General features: G+C 57.6%; 19 protein-coding genes. 10 read left to right on the forward strand and 9 right to left on the reverse strand.

All coding sequences use genetic code 11. The features are described 5' to 3' along the window. Positions 1-33: 33 nt before the first annotated feature. Entirely contained in the window at positions 34-1,224 is a 1,191-nt protein-coding gene (locus CR155_RS01050; protein ID WP_102068155.1) for a PDC sensor domain-containing protein, read from the forward strand. Further along, the gene (locus CR155_RS01055; RefSeq protein ID WP_233213842.1) at positions 1,221-2,003 is read left to right on the forward strand and encodes a GGDEF domain-containing protein; all 783 of its coding nucleotides are present in this window, start codon (positions 1,221-1,223) and stop codon (positions 2,001-2,003) included. The genes CR155_RS01050 and CR155_RS01055 overlap by 4 nt, the downstream gene beginning before the upstream one ends. Before the next feature lie 41 nt (positions 2,004-2,044). Here CR155_RS01055 and kdsA read toward each other — a convergent pair whose 3' ends face one another. The 4 genes from kdsA to CR155_RS01075 all read right to left on the reverse strand — a co-directional run bounded on the left by kdsA (position 2,045) and on the right by CR155_RS01075 (position 6,569). Further along, positions 2,045-2,893, reverse strand: a complete 849-nt coding sequence (gene kdsA, locus CR155_RS01060; protein WP_102068157.1) for a 3-deoxy-8-phosphooctulonate synthase — start codon at positions 2,891-2,893, stop codon at positions 2,045-2,047. A gap of 117 nt (positions 2,894-3,010) precedes the next feature. Then, the gene (locus CR155_RS01065) at positions 3,011-3,292 is read right to left on the reverse strand and encodes a peptidylprolyl isomerase (RefSeq protein ID WP_102068158.1); all 282 of its coding nucleotides are present in this window, start codon (positions 3,290-3,292) and stop codon (positions 3,011-3,013) included. A 171-nt stretch (positions 3,293-3,463) separates the two neighbouring features. Then, positions 3,464-5,734, reverse strand: coding sequence for a putative bifunctional diguanylate cyclase/phosphodiesterase (locus tag CR155_RS01070; protein WP_102068159.1), 2,271 nt, complete (start codon positions 5,732-5,734; stop codon positions 3,464-3,466). A gap of 7 nt (positions 5,735-5,741) precedes the next feature. Then, positions 5,742-6,569: a substrate-binding domain-containing protein gene (locus tag CR155_RS01075; RefSeq protein ID WP_102068160.1), complete on the reverse strand. Its 828-nt coding sequence runs from the start codon at positions 6,567-6,569 to the stop codon at positions 5,742-5,744. A gap of 433 nt (positions 6,570-7,002) precedes the next feature. Here CR155_RS01075 and nirB point away from each other — a divergent pair, with 433 nt between their 5' ends. Genes nirB through CR155_RS01095 form a run of 4 tightly spaced genes read left to right on the forward strand, consistent with a single transcriptional unit; the run spans position 7,003 to position 12,071 of the window. Continuing rightward, positions 7,003-9,558: a nitrite reductase large subunit NirB gene (gene nirB, locus CR155_RS01080; protein ID WP_102068161.1), complete on the forward strand. Its 2,556-nt coding sequence runs from the start codon at positions 7,003-7,005 to the stop codon at positions 9,556-9,558. Further along, entirely contained in the window at positions 9,558-9,908 is a 351-nt protein-coding gene (gene nirD / locus CR155_RS01085) for a nitrite reductase small subunit NirD (RefSeq protein ID WP_102068162.1), read from the forward strand. Before nirB ends, nirD begins: the two co-directional genes overlap by 1 nt. Positions 9,909-9,959: 51 nt before the next feature. Then, on the forward strand, positions 9,960-10,772 hold the full coding sequence (locus CR155_RS01090; RefSeq protein ID WP_102068163.1) for a formate/nitrite transporter family protein: 813 nt from the start codon (positions 9,960-9,962) through the stop codon (positions 10,770-10,772). A gap of 36 nt (positions 10,773-10,808) precedes the next feature. Further along, positions 10,809-12,071, forward strand: a complete 1,263-nt coding sequence (locus CR155_RS01095; RefSeq protein ID WP_102068164.1) for a nitrate- and nitrite sensing domain-containing protein — start codon at positions 10,809-10,811, stop codon at positions 12,069-12,071. Here the strand turns inward: CR155_RS01095 and eutC are convergent. Genes eutC through CR155_RS01110 form a run of 3 tightly spaced genes read right to left on the reverse strand, consistent with a single transcriptional unit; the run spans position 12,068 to position 14,478 of the window. Then, positions 12,068-12,853 (reverse strand): ethanolamine ammonia-lyase subunit EutC, encoded by a 786-nt coding sequence (eutC, locus tag CR155_RS01100; RefSeq protein WP_102068165.1) that lies wholly within the window; start codon positions 12,851-12,853, stop codon positions 12,068-12,070. The genes CR155_RS01095 and eutC overlap by 4 nt on opposite strands. Before the next feature lie 11 nt (positions 12,854-12,864). Continuing rightward, positions 12,865-14,259 carry an ethanolamine ammonia-lyase subunit EutB gene (locus CR155_RS01105; RefSeq protein ID WP_102068166.1) on the reverse strand — a complete coding sequence of 465 codons (1,395 nt, stop codon included), beginning with the start codon at positions 14,257-14,259 and terminating at the stop codon, positions 12,865-12,867. Between the two features lie 36 nt (positions 14,260-14,295). After that, a complete protein-coding gene (locus CR155_RS01110) occupies positions 14,296-14,478 on the reverse strand; it encodes a hypothetical protein (RefSeq protein ID WP_102068167.1) in 183 nt (60 codons plus the stop codon). A 199-nt stretch (positions 14,479-14,677) separates the two neighbouring features. Between CR155_RS01110 and CR155_RS01115 the strand changes: the two genes are divergently transcribed. Together CR155_RS01115 and CR155_RS01120 are read left to right on the forward strand one after the other, a co-directional pair. Beyond that, entirely contained in the window at positions 14,678-15,106 is a 429-nt protein-coding gene (locus tag CR155_RS01115; RefSeq protein WP_102068168.1) for a VOC family protein, read from the forward strand. 440 nt (positions 15,107-15,546) lie between these two features. Beyond that, positions 15,547-16,269 carry a transglycosylase SLT domain-containing protein gene (locus CR155_RS01120; RefSeq protein WP_102068169.1) on the forward strand — a complete coding sequence of 241 codons (723 nt, stop codon included), beginning with the start codon at positions 15,547-15,549 and terminating at the stop codon, positions 16,267-16,269. A 2-nt stretch (positions 16,270-16,271) separates the two neighbouring features. On the opposite strand, the gene CR155_RS01125 is transcribed toward CR155_RS01120, so the two are convergent. Beyond that, complete coding sequence (locus tag CR155_RS01125) at positions 16,272-17,387, reverse strand: PLP-dependent cysteine synthase family protein (protein ID WP_233213819.1); 1,116 nt, start codon at positions 17,385-17,387, stop codon at positions 16,272-16,274. A 99-nt stretch (positions 17,388-17,486) separates the two neighbouring features. Beyond that, positions 17,487-19,181, reverse strand: coding sequence for a thiamine pyrophosphate-binding protein (locus tag CR155_RS01130; RefSeq protein WP_102068171.1), 1,695 nt, complete (start codon positions 19,179-19,181; stop codon positions 17,487-17,489). 222 nt (positions 19,182-19,403) lie between these two features. Here CR155_RS01130 and CR155_RS01135 point away from each other — a divergent pair, with 222 nt between their 5' ends. Together CR155_RS01135 and CR155_RS01140 are read left to right on the forward strand one after the other, a co-directional pair. Next, positions 19,404-20,012: a GntR family transcriptional regulator gene (locus CR155_RS01135; RefSeq protein ID WP_233213843.1), complete on the forward strand. Its 609-nt coding sequence runs from the start codon at positions 19,404-19,406 to the stop codon at positions 20,010-20,012. Positions 20,013-20,135: 123 nt separating this feature from the next. Next, positions 20,136-20,489 carry a DUF1428 domain-containing protein gene (locus CR155_RS01140; protein ID WP_102068173.1) on the forward strand — a complete coding sequence of 118 codons (354 nt, stop codon included), beginning with the start codon at positions 20,136-20,138 and terminating at the stop codon, positions 20,487-20,489. Positions 20,490-20,525: the final 36 nt, after the last annotated feature.

A 20,525-nucleotide genomic window follows, 5' to 3' on the forward strand; every position in this document is an offset into this window, starting at 1 on the left:
GATAGGACTCGGTTAGCCTGACAGCTCGGTCAAATGGCGCATGGCGTATGGATATTCATTACCATACAGGTAATGCAAGCCGACGTCCAAACCCACAACCATTCTTTTTCCAGAAGAGTCAAACAACGATTCGCAATCCAGTGGGTCGCATTATTTATTGCCCTGGCCTTATTGGCTACCGCGATCGCATCCAATTTGCTGCTGGACCGTCGCCACACCGAAACGCGCGAGCGCGACCGGCTGTCCACCCAGGCGCGTATCATCGCCTTGAATATGGAACAGCAACTGGCTACTGCCAACCGGGCCTTGCAGGCTTTGCTGGGGGATTTGTCGGTATGGCGCGACAACTACGATCGGCAGACGCACATTGAATACATCCGGGCCGTTGCCAATGCCATGCCAGGCATCCGCAGCATCGGCATTATCGACGCCGACGGCATCCTCATTGCTTCCAACCATGTAGGCGTTCTTGGTACGGATTTCAGTCATCGGAATTACTTTCAGACTGCCAAATGGCAAGCCAACGCCGACACTCTGTATATCTCGGCCCCATATGAAAGCATCTTTGGTTCCGACATGATCAATATGGCTCGGGCCGCCCTGAGCCCACAGGGCGAGTTCCAAGGCATTGTCTTTGCCACACTGAATAGTGACCATTTCCGCACTCTGATGGCGTCCGTGCTTTACGCGGCTGATATGTGGGACGCCGCCGTGCATGCGGATGGTTCGATGTTCTTGCGTGTGCCACACAGAGAGAGGCCCGTCAATGTCAACCTGGCGAAACCCGGTACTTTCTTTACACGCCACCTGGAAAGCGGGAAGACGACGACAGTACTGACCGGAACACCGCAAGGCACAGCGGATAAACAAATCGTTGCCCAGCACACCATAGATCCTGCGGAATTGCGGATGAACAAGGCACTGGTTATTTCGACCGGGCGCAATATTGATGCCGTCTTCCTTCCCTGGAAGCAGAGCGCGGCCCTGCAGGCCGGGCTTTTTCTGATCATCTCGGCAATAACTGTACTAGGCCTATACACCTACCAACGGCGCGAACGCGAGTTCGATCGCAAGGAAGCACACGCCCGCGCGGCATTACAGGCCAGCGAAGAGAATCACAGGCTCATCGTCGAGAACACCAAGGACGTCGTCATCAAGCTGGATGCCAATGGTGCCTATACCTACGTCAATCCGCGTTCGAGCGGGTTTTCGGTACGAACCTGAATTTCCTCGCAGGGAAAAACTATCAGCAATACGTGGCTCAAGACGACCGGCAACTCGCGGTGGCTTTCTTCGACTCCCTGTTTCAATCGCCTTACGAGGCAACGATAAGCTTGCGGGAAAATACAGCCGATGGCTTACGTTATTTACAGTGGACCGCCCATGCCCTGCGTGACGAACAAGGCAGTGTTTTCAGCGTGATCAGCATAGGGCGTGATGTCACGCAGCACATGACAAGGATGAACCTGTTGCAGGAACAGGCATGGCGAGATCCTCTGACAGGCCTGGCCAACCGTCGGCACTTCATCGATATGGCAGAGGCCGAGATTACCCGGGCCCGTCGTTATGCGAGGCCTCTATCATTATTGTCTCTGGATCTGGATCACTTCAAGGAAATCAACGATACATACGGCCACCAGGCAGGCGATTCAGTCTTGCAAGAATTCGCTGCGATCGTCCTGGATATTGTGAGGGACGTCGATATCGTAGGACGCACCGGCGGTGAGGAGTTCGCCATCCTGTTGCCAGAAACCGACATCGACGCAGCCCTTGGAGTGGCAAGTCGTTTGCATGAAGCGTTGCGCAAAAGCGAAGTGACACTGCGTTCCGGTGTTTCCTTGCGGTTTACCTGCTCCGTGGGCGCGGCGTTCCTGGATGGAACAACGGTAACCCTGGACGACCTGTTTGAACAGGCTGACAAAGCCCTGTATCAGGCCAAGCACACCGGCCGCAACAAAACATGCGCGGCCGTGCAGGGTTCAGCAGTTCGAGACGCCCCTTGACCCGCGCGTTGGTGCTGACCGCAAGGTCGATGCGATGGATTTCAGGAAATATCAAGGGGCGAAAATGATTTCACCAGGTCGTCCAGCGCTTTTAGTTGCACCAGGAACGGCTCTAGTTTAGCCAGCGGCAAAGCACTGGGTCCATCGCACTTGGCTTTGTCAGGATCGGGGTGGGACTCCAGGAACAGGCCGCCCAGGCCGATCGCCATACCCGCGCGCGCCAGGTCCACCACTTGGCTCCTGCGCCCGCCGGAGGCTGCTCCCAGCGGATCACGCTGTTGCAGTGCGTGCGTGACATCAAAAACTATCGGTCGATTGCCGCAGGTTTTCTTCATGACATCAAAGCCCAACATGTCGACCACCAGATTGTCGTAACCGAAACAGGTGCCGCGCTCGCACAGCAGTACGCGATCATTACCAGCCTGGCCGAATTTTTCAACGACATTCAGTAACTGGCTGGGGCTGAGAAACTGGGGTTTCTTGATGTTGACGGGCCGCTTGGTCTTGGCCAGTGCCACGACGAGGTCGGTCTGGCGGGCAAGAAAAGCCGGCAGTTGCAACACATCTGCCACCTGCGCGACGGCATCCGCCTGCGAAGGCTCGTGTACGTCCGTCAGTACCGGAACGTCGAATGCCGCGGCGACTTTTTGAAGAATTCTCAAACCTTCATCCAGGCCCGGTCCTCGATAGGAATGAATGGACGAGCGGTTTGCCTTGTCAAACGACGCCTTGAAAACATAAGGTATATCGAGCTTTTCTGTTACTCGCTTGTATTCCTCGCAGGCCCGCATGGCGAGGTCTTCGGATTCCAGCACATTGATGCCGCCGAACAGGACGAAAGGCAGATTATTGGCACAGGAAACCCGGTTGGAGATTTCTATCGTCTTCATGGCAATTGGCGTGTAGGCAGTAACGTATCAGTTGTCCGGAAACGGCAAAGCGCAGCAATGCCATCCCGCTGGCTGTCCCGACGCAAAAGTGTGGCCGGGACAGGTACCGCGCAATAATCAGTCCTGGCGGCTGGTGACTTCGAGAAGGTGATAGCCAAATTGAGTCTTCACGGGGCCTTGGACAACGTTGATGGGCGCGCTGAATACGACGGTGTCGAATTCCTTGACCATCTGGCCCGGGCCGAACGATCCCAGGTTGCCGCCATCGCGGCTGGAGGGGCAGCTTGAATTGTCTTTCGCCACTTGTGCGAAATCCGCGCCTTCTTCAATAGCGGTCTTGAGTTCCTGGCATTTTTCTTCCGTTGACACGAGGATATGACGGGCTGTGGCTTGAGCCATGAGTAGTACTCCTTCTAAATGAGTTAAAGAGCATAACTCAATCGACAAAACACCGCGTTACAGGCGGCAACGCCTCTGACCATCGATATTGCCCAGGTCTTCAAGAGCATGACCGCCTCCACGTTCTCGTCTTCTCCAGGATTTTGGCTGCCATGGCCAGATAGGCCGGCGTCAGGTATGTGCAGGTAAGTTCCCGGGGAACGCCGGCGTGAGGGGCGGGCGATTGGGCCCCGCCCTTCGTGCGCCGCCGAAATTATCCAGGAATGCTTCCAGGGCGACTACGCCCAGCGGCCTGCTCACCAGATACCCCTGGATTTCGTCGCAGCCCATTTCGGTGAGCAGATCATATTGTTCCGGCGTTTCCACACCTTCTGCAATGACTCGTATATCGAGTGCCTGGCCGAGCTCAATAATGGTCTTTACGACCTTGTAGGCGGTGGTGTTCCTGCGGATATCCACGACGAATGAACGGTCGATCTTCAACTCGGTGATAGGAAAGCGGCACAGGTAGCTCAAGGATGAAAACCCGGTACCAAAGTCGTCGAGCGCCACCTTCACGCCCAGATGCGTCAGCGTCCTGATCATTGTTTCGTTGCGATCGGCGCCGTCCATCAGGAGACTTTCTGTGACTTCGATCTGAAGAAGGCTCGGCGGCAGCCCCGCCGCATCCAGCAAGGCCATTACTTCGCCGACCCAATCGGGCTGCTTGAACTGACGTGCCGACACATTGACCGATACGACCAGGGCTCGACCAGCATCCATCCACACCTTGGCCTGCGCTATGGCCGTCTTCAGTACCCAATTACCGACCTGACAGATATCGCCCGACTCTTCCAGCGCACTGATAAAGTCGGAAGGCATGACGCAACCGAGATGAGGGCTATTCCATCTGAGGAGTGCTTCGACACCAACGACGCGCCTGGTTTTCACATCGAACTTGGGCTGATATTCCAGATAGTATTCCGCGTTTTCCAATGCCGTGCGCAGTGCATTTTCCAGATAAAGGGCATCAACTGCGCGCGCACTCATTGCGGCGGTGTAGTACTGAAAGTTATTCCGTCCGCAACTTTTGGCATGGTACATGGCTGTGTCCGCATTTTTCAGCAAGATGCCTATGCTTGCGCCGTCGCGCGGAAATAGTGTGATTCCGATGCTCGCGGATATTCGCAAGGTGTTCCCATGCAGCTGAAACGGCGCCGACAGCGCCTTGATGATTTTCTCAGCCACTATCGCGGCGCTTTCGGCAGAAGGCAAGTCGGTCAGCACCGCAGTGAACTCGTCGCCACCCATACGGCTGACCATATCGTGATCGCGCACGCATGCCTGCAAACGTTTGGCCACCAGTATCAGCAGCTCGTCGCCTACGGCATGTCCGAGGCTGTCATTGACCGTCTTGAATCTGTCCAGGTCCATAAAAAGCACGCCTACCTGGCGGTTCAACACGTGGGCCTCCTGCATGGCCCGACGCAGGCTTTCCTGGAAATACGACCGATTGGGCAAGCCGGTCAATTCGTCGTGGAACGCGATATGGTGGAGCCGCTTCTGCGCTTTCCTGCGGTCCGTCACGTCGTGGAAAACCATCACGGCACCTACGATTACGCCGTCGCTCAGCCGTATGGGCGCCGCTGAGTCTTCAATATGGAACTCTTCGCCGTCGCCCTTGCGTACCAATATGGTGTGATTTTCCATCGCCACTACGGCATTTGTGTCCAGGCATTCCCTGATAGGGTTGACTGAAGGTTCGCGCGATTTTTCGTTGAATATCCTGAATACTTCGTCCATATGCATGGAGCGGGCTTCCGCTGTGGTCCAACCGGTCAGTTCCTCGGCCACCGGATTCAGATATTCGATGCGCATGTTCTGGTCGGTCGTTATCACCGCATCGCCGATGGACTGCAGCGTAACAAGGGCTTTCTCTTTCTCCTGCCGAAGATCATTGAAGGTCTTGCGCAGTGTACGCAAGGGTAGTCCATACGTGGCAAGGAAAAGCAGTATGGCCACGACCAGGCTGATGGCCGCTATCCCGCCACTGTTGATCAGCGCCACACGAAATGATCGTTCGATGTCGATACGCCCCACCGGCCTTCCCGCGTCAAACAGCAAGCGGGAAGAACTTATCCGCGGGGCATCTACGACACCCTTGCTTTGGGCAACGATAGTGCCTTCTATATCGTAGACCGTACGGGATTCGGATGCTCCCACGCTGCCAGTTCGGAATGACAGAAGTTCAATGAGCCGCAGCTGCTCGAAAACCCATAGCTCCGGGTTGGTGTTGATGAGTTCGCTGACCGCCAATGCATTGACATGCGTTTCCACCGAGACCACGGCTTTCTCATGCTGGTACTTCAGCGCCAGGTAGGTGACAGGCGGAAGAATGAAGGCCAGCACGGCAAGAACCGCAGCAAAAGCAGTAAGAAGTTTGAGTTTGCGTGGGTAAAGCATGCTGGAATCAGTCTATCTTATGGCCGGTCGTACGAAGTATGTCGGCTCCTTGAGCGGAACGCACAAAGGCCGCGAACTGCCTGACCGCTTCCGAAGGCTGGCTGGCGGTAACCAGGTACAAGTCTTTGGTGTGGGGATAACTACCATCGACCAGCGACTCCATGGACGGCAACACGCCATCGACCGGGTGCATCGTAACGTGCCGGCCCTCGGAGAGTATGATGGCCAACGTCGATGTGGTGAAGGCTCCGGGTGTGAGCTCGACCTGGTCCGCCGCCGCGGTATCCGTCATTGCCATGATCATGCCTTTGCGTGCATGCGCAGCCGCTACCGCCACTTCGATGTCACCTGAAATACGGATGAGCTGCCGGGTATCGAAATCGCCCAGCGGTCTTAGCACCAGCCGCAACGGCGCGCCATTGGACCAGGACGCAAATTGATCTGAATAAATGTCGGCAATCTTTGCCGGAGTGAGTTGCAAGGTCTCCGTTTTGGGATGGCTTATAAATACGAACGCCGACGTTCCGTACTTGTGTGCCGCCAAGCCGCTTTCCGCCTCCGCCGCCTTTATGTCGCGCGAAGCCACCGCAATGTCCAGGCGTTTTCCCAACAAGGCCTTTATACCGCCCCCTGTTCCAAGGCTGTCGTAGACCTTCACCGTATGGTGCCGCTGGGCCCTTTCAAACGCTTTTCCGAGCAGTCGCATGGTCCCTACCGCGGCACCCGTACCGCCCACCTTTACCGTTGCGGCAAAAACTTGGGTCGAGATGAAGGCGCTCAGGCAGAAGAACACGGCGGTACACCATTTCCCCTTGTACCCACTTGGTCGCTGCATTGTTCCGTCCCCTTTCCTTTTCTTTCTTCTATTCGCGCACGAGAGAGCACCGCCAGAGTATCTGCAAATGTGTCCATGAGCAACAATATCCCTACCCAAGGAGCTTGCCTGACGCCAGAAAGCCTCACTGCGCCTCCATGGCGTAGTGAGGCTTTTGAACCAAAAGGATGCGGCGCAAGCGAATTGTGCACCGCAATGAAGCGTGCCGAGCCGGGATCTGGCCGCTGGTTTAGCGTTACTCAGCTTTTCACGCCATGCAGACACCCCTCACGCCACCTACGCGATTTTCTGGCACGTGAATTGCGTAAGTGCTAGTGCCGGATCGAGAGAGAGTCGGCACGACAATTTGTGTACATCAGGCAATGGCGCCCGCGACCGCAAGGTCCCGGGCGTTTCACGTCTGTACGAACTGAAATGCCATGAGGATATCGCAATGAACGCAGTGACCGCATCCGGCCCCTTGCAAACCCTGATCGTGATCGGTAACGGCATGGTGGGCCACCATTGTGTCGAGCAACTGGTGGCAAAGGGCGCCCTGGAGCGCTATCGCATACACGTCTTCGGTGAAGAATCCCGACGGGCCTATGATCGCGTGCATCTTTCCGAATACCTGGGCGATCGCGACGCGGAATCCATGTCGTTAAGCGATGCCGGGTTCTACGGGCAGGAAGGATTGACCCTGCATCTGGGCGCCTTGGTAACGGGGGTGGACCGCCACCGGCGGCATGTGGTCACCGCAGAAGGAAGTTTCGCCTACGACAAACTGGTGTTCGCCACGGGATCGTATCCCTTTGTGCCGCCGGTGGCTGGGGCCGACGGAAATTCGCGGCTGGTCTATCGCACGATTGATGATCTGGACCTCATCCGCAATGCCGCAAAGGGCGCACGCCGTGGCGTTGTCGTCGGAGGAGGCTTGCTGGGCCTTGAGGCCGCCAACGCGCTGAAATCGTTGAATCTCGAAGCGCATGTGGTCGAGTTCGCTCCCCGTCTTATGCCTGTACAGCTAGATGAAATGGGTGGCGCGGCGCTCAAGTCCCGCATCGAAGGCCTGGGCGTCGGTGTACACCTATCCCGCGCAACGCAGGAAATCAAGCTTGGCAGGAAACACCGCTACCAAATGCTCTTCGCCGACAAGACGGCATTGGAAACGGACCTCATCGTTTTCTCGGCGGGAATCCGGCCACGCGATGGCCTGGCGAAAAAGAGCGGGCTCGCCATCGGAGAGCGCGGCGGCATCATCATAGATGAGCGCTGCCGGACCAGTGATGCGCACATCTATGCTGTCGGTGAATGCGCCGTGTGGAACGGCACCATTTTCGGCCTCGTCGCACCCGGCTATCAAATGGCGCGCATCGTCACCGCCGAACTCTGTGGCGAGGCGGAAGAAAGCTTTGCCGGGGCCGACATGTCGACCAAGCTGAAATTGCTTGGCGTGGATGTCGGATCCATCGGCGATGCACACGGTACGACGCCTGGCGCGCGCAGTTATCGCTATATCGATGAGGCCGCGTCCAGTTATCGACGTCTCGTCATCTCGCAGGACGGCAAGCGTGTGCTGGGCGCTGTCCTCATTGGCGACAACAGCTATTACGACTCCTTGTTGCAGTATGTGCAGAACGCTATTGCACCTCCGGCCGACCCTGCCGGCCTCATATTGCCGACCGGATCCGCCGCGCCGCTGCTGGGCATAAACGTGTTGCCGGCAACAGCCACCATCTGCTCCTGCCACAACGTCAGCAAGGGCGCCATCAGTTCAGCCATTGACGAAGGGTGCTCCGATGTCGCCAGCGTCAAGGCCTGCACCAACGCGGGAACCGGCTGCGGGGGCTGTGCCGGCCTGCTCAAGCAGGTGGTCGAGCATGAGCTGGCCTGCCGAGGCGTGGCCATCGACAAGAGTCTTTGCGAGCACTTCGCTTACACCCGCCAGGAGCTTTACGCCTTTACCCGCATCGAAGGCATTGAAACATTCGAGGAAATGCTGGCGCGCCATGGCCGCGGGAAGGTGGGCTGCGACATCTGCAAGCCTACGGTAGGATCCATCCTGGCCTCATGCTGGAACCGGCCCATCCAGGATCCGAAGCTGGTTCCTCTGCAAGACACCAACGACACCTTCATGGCGAATATGCAGAAGAACGGCACATACTCGATCGTGCCCCGGATTCCCGCTGGCGAGATCACACCCGAAGGCCTCATCGCCATCGGAGCCGTCGCGAAGAAGTACGAACTCTATACAAAGATCACCGGTGGACAACGCATAGACCTGTTCGGTGCCCAACTGCACCAATTGCCCGATATCTGGGCCGAATTGATTGCCGCCGGATTCGAGACGGGCCACGCATACGGAAAGTCGACCCGCACAGTGAAATCCTGCGTCGGCAGCACCTGGTGCCGCTATGGCGTGCAGGACAGCGTGAAGATGGCGATCGATATCGAGAATCGCTACAAGGGCCTGCGAGCGCCGCATAAGCTCAAATTTGCGGTCTCGGGCTGCACCCGCGAGTGCGCCGAGGCACAAAGCAAGGACATCGGCGTAATTGCCACCGAAAACGGATGGAATTTGTACGTCTGCGGCAACGGAGGCATGCGCCCCCGCCATGCCGAATTGTTCGCCACCGACCTGGACGACACCACTCTGATCCGCTACATCGATCGCTTGCTCATGCTTTATATCCGTACCGCCGACAAACTGCAGCGTACATCGGTCTGGCGGGAATCGCTGGAGGGCGGCCTCGACTACCTGAAGGCGGTCATCATCAAAGACAGCCTTGGCCTGGGTGCCGAACTCGAAGCCCAGATGCAACTGGTGGTGGATCGATATGAATGCGAGTGGGCCAACACCATCGCCGACCCGGAAAAACTCAAGCGTTTTCGCACCTTCGTCAATCGACGCGGCGGTGATCCGGACATCCAATTTACCGAAGAACGCGGCCAACGACGCCCGGCGCAAACCCGGTCCCGCGTGATTCCTATTACCGAGGAGATAGCTTGATGACTGAACTATTAAGCGGCCGGCCCAACTGGCGTCCGGTTTGCTCTCGCAGCGACCTGGTGGCAAATTCCGGCACCGTTGCCTTGGTGGACGGCGTCCAGATTGCATTGTTCTTTGTGCCGGACGCCGGAGAGCAGACGTTGTATGCCATCGAAAACAAAGATCCCAAATCAGGTGCAAATGTCATTGGACGAGGCATTGTGGGACGCATTGGCGGTGACCTGATTGTCGCATCGCCACTCTACAAACAGCACTTCAGGCTTATCGACGGCCTTTGCATCGACTACCCCGAGCAACGCCTGCGAACCTGGAAAACCCGTTTCAACGGCGATTCGGTGGAACTTGCCTAGGGATATCCCGGCGCCGCAGCCACGACTCTTACAGTTTTCAAGGAACACATCATGTCTTACGTAATACCTTCCGAATTTGTCACCAAAATGGTGGATGCGGGTGAATCGAAAATTTTCATGGCCACGCGCGATGCGTTGATCAGGGCCTATATGGCGGGAGCCATACTGGCGATCGCGGCCGTCTTTGCCGTCACCGTCAGCGTCCAGACCGGCTCGCCGATTTTGGGTGCGGCATTGTTTCCCGTGGGTTTCTGCATCCTCTATCTGATGGGCTTCGACTTGCTTACCGGGGTTTTCGTATTGACCCCGCTGGCCCTTTTCGACCGCCGTCCCGGTGTCACAGGCATCATCATCCTGAAACACTGGGGTATTATTTTCCTGGGAAATTTCGCCGGTGCACTTACTGTGGCCTTCCTCATGGCTATTGTCTTCACGTATGGGTTTTCGATTCCACCGAACGATGTTGGGCAGGTCATCGCCCATATCGGTGAAAACCGGACGCTTGGCTACAAGGAATACGGCGCGGCGGGCATGCTCACGATTTTCATCCGTGCTGTCCTGTGCAACTGGATGGTCTCCCTGGGTGTCGTCGGCGCAATGATTTCCACGTCGGTCAGCGGCAAGGTCATCGCCATGTGGATGCCTGTCATGCTGTTCTTCGCCATGGGTTTTGAACATTCCATCGTCAATATGTTTCTATTCCCTTCTGCGCTTATCATGGGCGGCAACTTTTCAGTCATGGATTACCTGATATGGAACGAGATACCGGTGGTGCTGGGCAACCTGGTCGGCGGAATTTCGTTGACAGGCCTGACGCTCTATACGACACATCTGAAGACCGGTCCCAAACGCAGCTTCAACTGATAGGCATCGCGGGCGTGCCTGGAAGGACACACTGGCATGAGCAATAGCAACGTGCCCGCGACGCTGCGATTCTTGCTGGCCGCGCGTCGCTGTGAACTGCACGCCCTGGAATCCCTGGCCGGCACATGTGAGCTCGTCGTTCTGGCGGGCCAACTGGTGCATGCCCTGCAAAAAGAACGGGGATGGTCCAACCTTTATCTGTGCAGCGACAACGATGATGGTTTGCAGAAGCTGGCAGAACTCGCTAGCGAAACCACCCATGCCGAACAGGTGATGCGTAACTATCTGGATGCCCTGGTTTCGGGGCCCAGCCCGGTCTGCGACAAAGCCCATTTTTTCAACCGCGCGGCCTCGGCATTCCAGAGACTGGACGCTCTTCCCGGTTTGCGACGACGCATACGGGGCCGTCACACGCCGGCACAGGATGCAGAGTCGACCTTCACCGACCTGATCGCCAGCTTGCTGGCCATGGTGTTTGAGGCGGCCGACTCCGCGCTCGATCCGGATGTCACACGCATTCTCGTTGCGCTGCTCAACTTCATCCAGGGCAAAGAGCTCAGCGGCCAGGAGCGTGCCTATGGGGTGGTGGGCTTCAGGGCGGGCTACTTCACCGACGGACAGAAGGCCCGGATGGCGTCGCTGGTGGCACGCCAGCAGCGCAGTTTCGATGTGTTCGCGCAGTTTTCTCCCCAAACAGCGTTGCAGACATGGCGACAGCTGGATCGCCCAGCGCAAGATGTACAGCGCATGCGGGCCATGCTCGAGAACACATCGGAACCGCAACGGGTGGGGGTCGACCTGGCTGGAATTTGGCTGGACCTGTGTACACAGCGCATCGATGGCATGCGCGAAGTAGAAAATACGCTGGCCCAGGCCCTGGCACAGCTTTGCCAGCAACGCACGGCCGAAACGCGTAAAGAGTTGGACGACCGGCGCCTGTTGCTACGTCGTTTCACGGATCGTGCAAACGGCAAAGAGCCGAGCATGGTGTACCGCGTGCAAGGGCGTATTGCCGACATCCCGCCCCCGGATGGCATTGGCGACGACATGGACCGCTCCATCGTGGACATGCTTTGCGAACAGACCATGCGCATGCAAGAAGACGCCAAGGCACTGGCCAGCGTCAGGCGCTCGCTCGATGAGCGCACGCGCATGGAAAAGGCCAAGTGGATGCTGATCAACCGGTATCGACTGAGCGAGCAGGAGGCCCATGAGCACATGCTGCGCGCAGCCATGGACAGCGGAGTGTCGCTGGGTGAGATCGCGGATCGACTGCTGGAGCAATCCCGGGAAAACTAAGCAGGGCCCGATGACAGCTCAAGAACGCCGCTGCCGTCTTTCAAGGCTATCCCGGTCAATTGCAGCCGGCGTGCTTCAGCGCATAACCACCATAAGCGGCGCGCGGCTTCATCGTACGCAAGCCCTTGCGGCCTGACGTTGGATATGCAATTTCGCTGGGCATCGGTGCATCCGCGGTGTGGCTCCCAGGTCACATACATGCCAAGACTGTCAGGCGAACTCAGGCCGGGACGCTCGCCGATGAGCATGACGCTTATGCGGGCACCCAGGATCTGGCCAATTTCGTCACCTAACGCCACCCTGGCCTGCGTCGCGATCACCACAGGACCAAGCACCCAATCCGCCGGCGCGCGCCCCACGATTTCAGAAATCAACGGACGGACATGCCGTGAAATAGCAGTCGAAGACAAGCCGTCCGCCACGATAAGCAGAAGGTCACAGGCGGCATGGCAAGTACGCTGTCTGCCTGTATAGTCGCGCAGAACGTCCGCACTCTCCGGTGTCAATTGCCGACCCAGGTCCGGTCGGGCGAGATACGTGGCCCGGTCAGGTGCCGCGCTGCGGACATTCAAGGCCTTCAAGCCGTCCCGCTCCAGTGCTGTGCGCATTGCGTCCGCATCGAGCGCGGCGTGTACTGCGACGCGTGCCTGCGCATGGGCGTAGTCGAAGCGCAGCACCTCCGCCGTGGGGATGCTGTTTCCGGCACGTCCCAGGGCAAGGCGCGCCCTTGTGTACCGTCGCAGGTCCATCCAGGGATCTTCGTCAACCGGTGTCTTGGACATGATGTACCTTGTCAGAATCGAAAACCAAGCCGGCGCAATGCGCCCAGCGCCGGATGCGAAGGTGCAAGCGGCAAGGCGGATCCCGCCGCATCGATCAACTGCATGCGCTGCAGCCATTCCTCGAATTCCGGCGCACGTTTCAGGCCCAGCACAGAACGCAGATAAAGGCCGTCGTGAAAAGACGTGCTCTGGTAATTGAGCATAATGTCGTCAGCGCCGGGCACACCCATGATGAAGGTCACGCCAGCCACGCCCAGCAAGGTCAGCAATGTGTCCATGTCATCCTGATCCGCCTCGGCGTGGTTGGTATAGCAAATGTCGCAGCCCAGCGGAAGACCCATCAATTTGCCGCAGAAATGATCTTCCAGCGCGGCCCGGGTTATTTGCTTGCCATCGTAAAGGTATTCCGGCCCTATGAAGCCGACAACGGTATTAGACAATAACGGATTGAACGCTCTTGCCACCGCATATGCCCGAGCTTCACAGGTTTGCTGATCCACGCCGTGATGGGCACCCGCAGAGAGAGCACTGCCCTGTCCCGTTTCGAAATACATGACGTTCTCACCCACCGAGCCACGACGCAGGGACAACGCGGCATCGCGGGCCTCGCCCAATATGCCCAGGTTGATGCCGAAGCCCGCATTGGCGGCCTCGGTGCCGGCAACGGACTGAAACACGATATCCACAGGAGCCCCCTGCTCGATCATGCGCAGCGTATTGGTGACATGGGTCAACACACAAGATTGGGTCGGAATGCCAAGCCGCGAAATCACTTCGTCCAGCATATGCACCAGCCTGCTGAGGGCCGGAATATTGTCGGTAGCGGGGTTGATGCCTATTACCGCATCGCCGGCGCCATAAAGCAGACCATCTACGATGGAGGCAGCAATTCCTTGCATATCGTCGGTCGGATGGTTCGGCTGCAGGCGCACGGCAACGCGGCCCGCAAGTCCCAATGTGTTGCGGAAGCGCGTAATAACCCGACACTTGCGTGCCGCCAGGATCAAGTCCTGGTTACGCATCAGCTTGCTGACCGCAGCCGCCATTTCAGGGGTTATCCCAGGCCTCAGCTGTTCCAGCGCCGTTTCGCTGGCGAAGCCGGACAGCAACCAGTCCCGAAAGCTGCCGACTGTAAGGTGAGCGACCACCGCAAAGGCCATGGGATCATGGCTGTCGACGATCAGACGGGTCACTTCGTCGCACTCATACGGGATCAGTGCCTCATCAAGAAAGCGCGCAAGTGGCACATCGGCCAGGCACATGCGCGCCGCCATGCGTTCAACGGCGTCACTCGCGGCAATGCCGGCCAGCTCGTCGCCCGAACGGGCAGGACTTGCCTTGGCCATGAGTTCCCGCAAGTCCGCAAAGGCCCATGTATGGCTATTAACGGTGTGCTGGTATGGCATGTGCCCTGAACCTCGTCGTTAACCGTAGTTGCGTCGTTACGGCGTGAGTTGCATCGTAAGCGCAACGGCCATACCTGGTACATCATGCTCGGCCATGATTGGGCGTATGGCGGTATCGACGACATCGCGAAAGCAGGCCGTATCGTCGCCAGCCCAGCTTGCGGTGCAGAGAGCCATGCCGATCAATGCGGCCTGGAGAAGTTTTGGCAAGATAGTCAAATTGACTTATCCTTTTTCAATATTGCGCCGGAACGCCGGATCGCCGGAACGCCGGATCGCCGGAACGCCGGATCGCCGGAACGCCGGATCGCCGGAACGCCGGATCGCCGGAACGCAGGTCGCCGATGTGGGCCACCATCACCGACCCACAGGCCTGCCCCAAGCAGCGAGAACACCTCTTCGTTAACTGGAGATCACCATGGAAATTCACGAATTGCATCGCGGCCGCTTGATTGACCACATTCAGCTTATCGTACGCGATTTGGCGGCGAGCGAGAAATTTTACAGCGCTGTCCTTGATGTCCTGGACATTCCGATCGGCGGATCGGGGGATGGCTATTTCTGGGCAGACGAACTGGTCGTTTCAACCGCGAATAGTGAGGCAGCGGCTGGCGAGCTGACCGGGCGCAACCACCTGGCGTTCCAGGCGCAAGACCGCGCAATGGTCGATGCATTTCACAAAATCGCTCTCAAAAACGGGGGCAAGGATAATGGGGCGCCGGGGCTGCGTGAATACCATCCTGATTATTACGCGGCGTTTGTACTGGACCCCGACGGTAACAACATCGAAGCGGTATATCACGGTCCGGCCAATCGCAGCGCCCCCTCCGTAAAGGTGACCTTCTGAAGCCCCAACTTTCTAAAGTGCCATTCGGTTGATGGCCATAAAAAGTAAAGCGCCTGGCCCATAGCGCTAAAACGTAAAACTATCCTACTGTGAGCACAGCTTGGCACTTGCGTGCACAGCTCTGTAATCCAGCGGCCCTTACAGGGAGCATTCCACCGGAATGGCCTTCCTGCCGGAGGCCCGTAGCTGTTGCCATTCCGTAGGTTTTTTACATTTGGTAAGTCGGATATGGGAGTGTCGATGATATGGTCCCTAACACAAAACGCGGCCACGACGGGCGCGCAACATTAATAATTCAGACCGTTACACAGCCGTTGATCGAACTCCTCACTCTTCGGGGAGCCGATCGCCGCCAGCGCCAGGACATCCTCACTACCGCGAGCTTCAAGCGCGGGAGACCAATTCTGCGTGCTTGTGCGGGCTGTGCCGGCTCAGGACCCATGAACCTTAAGCAACCTAAAGACATTTTCTCCGCAGCGCAAGCCTTCACCATTCGTGACGCCCGCCAACTTGTTGTCACACTGATTTTGTTGGCGGCCGCCCTTCTCCCGCCGACTCTCCTGGCCGGGGAGCTTTATCTGCAAGAGTGGCAACCCTTGACTCAACGGGTCACATTGCAGGTCGAACCACTGGAACCTGGCGGCTATTCCGCCCCAACTCCGCGCTTCCAGCCACTTGAACCGGATAGTCTGCTGGAAATCGACAATGAAGCAAAGATTCAGGCGCAAACCGAATATCTGGCCGCCAAGTATCGTCGAAGCGAATCGACGATACGCGAATATGTGGAACTGGCCTGGAAAGAAGCAAGCAAGCGCGACGGAATGTCGCCAGAGCTCCTTATCGCCATGATGCAGAAAGAGAGCTCTCTACGTCCGAAAGTTCAAAGCCGATATGGCGCCCAAGGCCTGATGCAGGTGGTTCGCCGTTGGCATCCCGAAAAGCTGCACCCGTCCGAATCGCTATTCGATCCAGAGGTGAACATCCGCGTCGGAGCCGATGTGCTGGAAGAGTACCTGGAAAAGGCCGGCGGCAGTCTCAATAAAGCATTAGGAAAATACTCGGGCAATGCACGAGGCTACGCCACAAGGGTATTGGATGAATCCTATAAGCTCGCTCGCGTCGCTGCCGAAGCGGCGGGCCAGGTGCTGGCATCGAAAGGCTAGCTCTAGCCGTGCGTAAACATCCTGGTGCTGCGCACGCTTTCGGCCAAATCCCACGGCATGGCGTCGCCGAGATCCGCGCAGGCTGTCAGTGCCGCCAGTGCAGGCGCGATATCCAGCTGTCGTGACGTCAACCAGGCGTCATCATAATACGTCTGCATATAGCGCTCTCCGCTATCGCACAGGATCGTGACGATCGAACCGCTCTGCCCGGCCTCGTGCATTTGCCGAGCCAGGTGCAGCGAAGCGATAAAGTTGGTGCCGGTGGAGCCGCCGCTACGCCGTCCCAGGCTGCCATGTAAGTAACGAAGGGCCGCCAGCGAGGCAACATCAGGCACTTTCACCATGCAGTCGATGACGCTGGGTATGAATGATTTTTCAACGCGGGGCCGTCCGATGCCTTCGATGCGAGAGCCGTGCTCGTGGGACAAGGTACTGTCGCCCGTAGTATAGGCGTCGAAGAATACTGAATTCTCGGGATCGGCCACGCAAACCCGGGTTTCAAATCCGCGGTAGCGAATATAGCGTCCTATGGTGGCTGTCGTGCCGCCCGTGCCACAGCTGCAGACCACCCATGTGGGTATGGGGTGTGCCTCTTGTCGCATCTGATTGAAAATCGACTCGGCAATGTTGTTGTTGCTGCGCCAATCCGTCGCCCGCTCGGCGAAGGTGAACTGATCCATATAATGGCCCCCCAACTCGCGTGCAAGTCGTTCGGATTCGCCGTAGATTTCGTGCGATTTGTCGACCAAATGGCAGTGTCCGCCGTAGAACTCAATGGCAGCGATTTTCTCGACCGAGGTGCTCCTGGGTATGACGGCCACGAAAGGCAAGCCGATAAGACGAGCAAAGTAAGCTTCTGACACCGCCGTCGAACCGGATGACGCTTCAATCACTGTACTTTGCTCGTTCAGCCATCCATTGCACAGCGCATAGAGAAATAATGATCGAGCCAGCCTGTGTTTCAGGCTGCCCGTGGGATGACTGGACTCATCCTTCAGATACAGCTCTACCCCTGGATACGCCGGTAGCGCCACGGGAATGAGGTGGGTGTCTGCCGATCGATTGAAATCGGCCTCGATCCTGGCTACGGCCTGTTGCACCCACTTCTGCTGTGTCATTTTCATTAATCCAAAATTACGTCTGCTGGACGCCACCGGACGAATCAGCGGCGAACGATATAGTAGCGCCAGACACAGCCGCGCTTGCGGTTTACCCGCCTATCCCATCCACTGACTGACCGGAACGGCCGTATCCTGGAGTTCCTGGGCGATCACGTCAACAAGCGCCGGGCCGTCATGAGCCAGCGCCGCCTTGATGGCGGAGTCCACATCGGCCGGGTCGGAAACCGTCCATGCCTTGACGCCAAATGCTTCAGCCACTTTGGCATGGTTGGTACGAGTGAAATCGACGGAGAAATAGCGCTGCTCGTAGCCTTCCTGCTGGCTCGCCTTGATCCATCCGAAAACGCTGTTCGAGAACACTATCATCTTCAAGGGAATGTTGCGGCGTACCAGTGTCTCGAGTTCCCCGCAAGTGAAGCCAAAACTTCCATCGCCCATTACCGAGACAACCACCGAATCGGGTCGTCCAAATGAGGCACCTATGCCAGCAGCCAACGAAAAGCCCAGTGCACCGTGGGCGCGATTGGTAATGAAGTGGCGGCCGGGGTGATTCGAATTGAAGTACGCGGAAAGATAAGGACAAGGTGTTCCAGGGTCAGCCACCACCACCGCATGGTCGGGCAGCAGGCGGTTCAAGGCATCGAGCACCCGCTCCGGCTTGATCGGGGTAGACAGTTCGGATGCGAGGGTCCATAAAGCTTTTTGCTTGGCGCTGCGGGCTGCCTGTGTAATTGCCCGTCCATCCGAAACGGCTGAAGGACGTTGCCCGATACGGTCCGTCACGGCCTGGTTCAGGAGCATGAGGGCCAGCAAGGCATCGCCAACCAGTGCAACGTCGGTTCGATAATTGGTTCCGATCACCATGGGGTCCGCATCGATATGCAGGATGGGAATACTGCGCGCCGGGAACCGCCAGTGTTCCGTCGTCGTCGAGCCTGCACGGCATCCGATGAACAGCACCAGATCCGCCCCCGCGACGACTTCGCGCGTGGCATCCGTACCGCCATTGGCGCCAATCACCCCCGCGTTCAATGGATGCGTATCGGCAAGGCTGCCCTTGCCGCTGATGGTCGTGCAGACCGGCGCATTCAAGATGGTGGCCAACGCATCCAGCGCCTCGCATGCCCCTGACAACACCACACCGCCGCCGCAAATAATGACTGGCGAGCGGGACGCGACCAGTTTTTCGGCCGCTGTCTCGACATCAGCGGCATTCGGGGCGCTGCGCATCGCGGGAAAGGTATCGTGGCCTTCCTGCGCCCATACCGACGCCGGGTCGATCGTTTGCTTCTGGACATCGTAAGGCAGGCATATATGGGCCGCGCCTGGCTTGCCCGTGGTCATTGCACGGAATGCGCCACGAACGGCATCGGGAATTTCCTCGACGCGATTCACGGTGGTATTCCATTTGGTCAGCGGACGATACAAGGATTGCTGATCCAGTTCCGTCAACGGGAACTTGCCCCGCGAGGTCACTGATACGTCCGTCGTAATTCCTAGAACCGCAATCGACGATTCATTGGCCTCGACAAGCCCGGGCAGCAGATATGTCGCGCCACCGCCGCTCGGGCCCTCGCATACACCGACTTTATTGGTAACGCGTGCGTACGCGTCTGCCATATAGCCCGCACTGCGCTCGTCACGGGCAAGTATGTGGTCTATGTCATGATCCAGGCGCGCCAATGCGTCGTAAAAGGGCAAACTGGTGTCGCCGCATAAACCGAAGATATGTTTCACACCATTCAATTGCAGCATGCGGACCAAAGAGTCCGCGCCGTTCATCTTGCTCATTAACTCTCCTTGAGTGCCATCGGCATCAGTATGCGACCCCAGACAATATACATTTAAGTATACCTAAATATATACTAAAATTGCGTGGATTTTTCGATATACCGACGGATAAACATGGTCGTCCCCAAACCTATCAAAACCAATGTGAAACCCAGTTCACAGCCTGGCGCCAAACCAAGCCAGCGTGGCCGGGCTGCGGGCGTATTTGCCGCCCTGCGCAACATGGCAATCTCGTATGAAATGAAGCCGGGCGAGCGCCTGAACGAACTGGAGCTTGCCACGCGTTTCGGCGTCAGCCGTACACCCATACGCGAGGCGCTGACCCGCCTGGCCAGTGAAGGCCTGTTGGTCGAGTCCACCAGGGGCTACGTACGCAAACCACTGGACGTCCAGGAAATGGCTGACCTGTATGAAGCGCGAATGGCAATAGAACGGGAATGCCTGCGGCTGGCATTCGAACGCGCGACCGAACGGCAACTTCAGGACATTTCCGAATTCCTGGCTGACAGCATGGCGACGCCAGCTACGGCTTCCAGCGAAACACTGGTTGAACTCGATGAAGGCTTTCATCTGCGTATTGCAGACATGGCGCGCAATGCGGAGCTCAAGCGTATTCTTGTCAGCCTGAACGAAAGACTGCGCTTCATCCGCTGGATCGACATGGAAAACGTAGGGCGGGAGTCCACCCAGCAAGAGCATTCCGACATCGTCGAGGCGCTGGTAAAACGGGATCCCGCCCGCGCGCAAGCCATACTCGCGCAACATATAAGCAGCCGCCGCGAGCGTATCGTTGCGTCGATCACACAAGGGCTTGCCCGGATCTATCTGTAATCGCCCCGGGCAGTGAGGGGAATTGACCTCAATCGTGTTCGACCTTATCGTCATGTAGTCCAGGCTCCCGTCTTCCAACGACCCGCGCCCGGACTGTCCAGGCCTAAACCCAGGAGAACAATGATGAGCTACGTAGAAGGATTTGTTGTCGCCGTACCCGCCGCAAACAAAGAGGCCTACCGCAAGCACGCTGAGCAAGCGTCCCAATTGTTCAAGGAGCTCGGCGCCACCCGTTTCGTTGAATGTTGGGGAGACGATGTGCCAGAGGGCAAGATAACGGATTTCCGCGGGGCCGTGAACGCCAAGGACGATGAAGTCGTGGTATTTAGCTGGCTCGAATATCCTTCCAAAGAGATACGCGACGCCGCCAACCAGAAGATGATGTCCGACCCCCGCATGAAAGCCATGGCAGAAGAAATGCCCTTCGACGGCAAGCGAATGATATTTGGCGGCTTCGTGCCCATCGTCGACGTGTGAGCGTATCGGCCTTCGTTTCGGCGTTCATAGCGGCGG

The organism is Pollutimonas nitritireducens (genome assembly GCF_002849615.1).
Classification (GTDB): Bacteria; Pseudomonadota; Gammaproteobacteria; order Burkholderiales; family Burkholderiaceae_B; genus Pollutimonas; species Pollutimonas nitritireducens.

What these genes read in the sequence shown, in the direction of transcription:
- nirB (WP_102068161.1), top strand. Translation starts at nt 7,003, where the DNA reads ATGAACGCAGTGACCGCATCCGGCCCCTTGCAAACCCTGATCGTGATC.
- CR155_RS01125 (WP_233213819.1), bottom strand. Translation starts at nt 17,387, where the DNA reads ATGACACAGCAGAAGTGGGTGCAACAGGCCGTAGCCAGGATCGAGGCC.
- CR155_RS01075 (WP_102068160.1), bottom strand. Translation starts at nt 6,569, where the DNA reads ATGCAGCGACCAAGTGGGTACAAGGGGAAATGGTGTACCGCCGTGTTC.
- CR155_RS01105 (WP_102068166.1), bottom strand. Translation starts at nt 14,259, where the DNA reads ATGCCATACCAGCACACCGTTAATAGCCATACATGGGCCTTTGCGGAC.
- CR155_RS01140 (WP_102068173.1), top strand. Translation starts at nt 20,136, where the DNA reads ATGAGCTACGTAGAAGGATTTGTTGTCGCCGTACCCGCCGCAAACAAA.
- CR155_RS01065 (WP_102068158.1), bottom strand. Translation starts at nt 3,292, where the DNA reads ATGGCTCAAGCCACAGCCCGTCATATCCTCGTGTCAACGGAAGAAAAA.
- kdsA (WP_102068157.1), bottom strand. Translation starts at nt 2,893, where the DNA reads ATGAAGACGATAGAAATCTCCAACCGGGTTTCCTGTGCCAATAATCTG.
- CR155_RS01120 (WP_102068169.1), top strand. Translation starts at nt 15,547, where the DNA reads ATGAACCTTAAGCAACCTAAAGACATTTTCTCCGCAGCGCAAGCCTTC.
- CR155_RS01095 (WP_102068164.1), top strand. Translation starts at nt 10,809, where the DNA reads ATGAGCAATAGCAACGTGCCCGCGACGCTGCGATTCTTGCTGGCCGCG.
- nirD (WP_102068162.1), top strand. Translation starts at nt 9,558, where the DNA reads ATGACTGAACTATTAAGCGGCCGGCCCAACTGGCGTCCGGTTTGCTCT.
- CR155_RS01130 (WP_102068171.1), bottom strand. Translation starts at nt 19,181, where the DNA reads ATGAGCAAGATGAACGGCGCGGACTCTTTGGTCCGCATGCTGCAATTG.
- CR155_RS01090 (WP_102068163.1), top strand. Translation starts at nt 9,960, where the DNA reads ATGTCTTACGTAATACCTTCCGAATTTGTCACCAAAATGGTGGATGCG.
- eutC (WP_102068165.1), bottom strand. Translation starts at nt 12,853, where the DNA reads ATGTCCAAGACACCGGTTGACGAAGATCCCTGGATGGACCTGCGACGG.
- CR155_RS01115 (WP_102068168.1), top strand. Translation starts at nt 14,678, where the DNA reads ATGGAAATTCACGAATTGCATCGCGGCCGCTTGATTGACCACATTCAG.
- CR155_RS01135 (WP_233213843.1), top strand. Translation starts at nt 19,404, where the DNA reads ATGGCAATCTCGTATGAAATGAAGCCGGGCGAGCGCCTGAACGAACTG.
- CR155_RS01050 (WP_102068155.1), top strand. Translation starts at nt 34, where the DNA reads ATGGCGCATGGCGTATGGATATTCATTACCATACAGGTAATGCAAGCC.
- CR155_RS01070 (WP_102068159.1), bottom strand. Translation starts at nt 5,734, where the DNA reads ATGCTTTACCCACGCAAACTCAAACTTCTTACTGCTTTTGCTGCGGTT.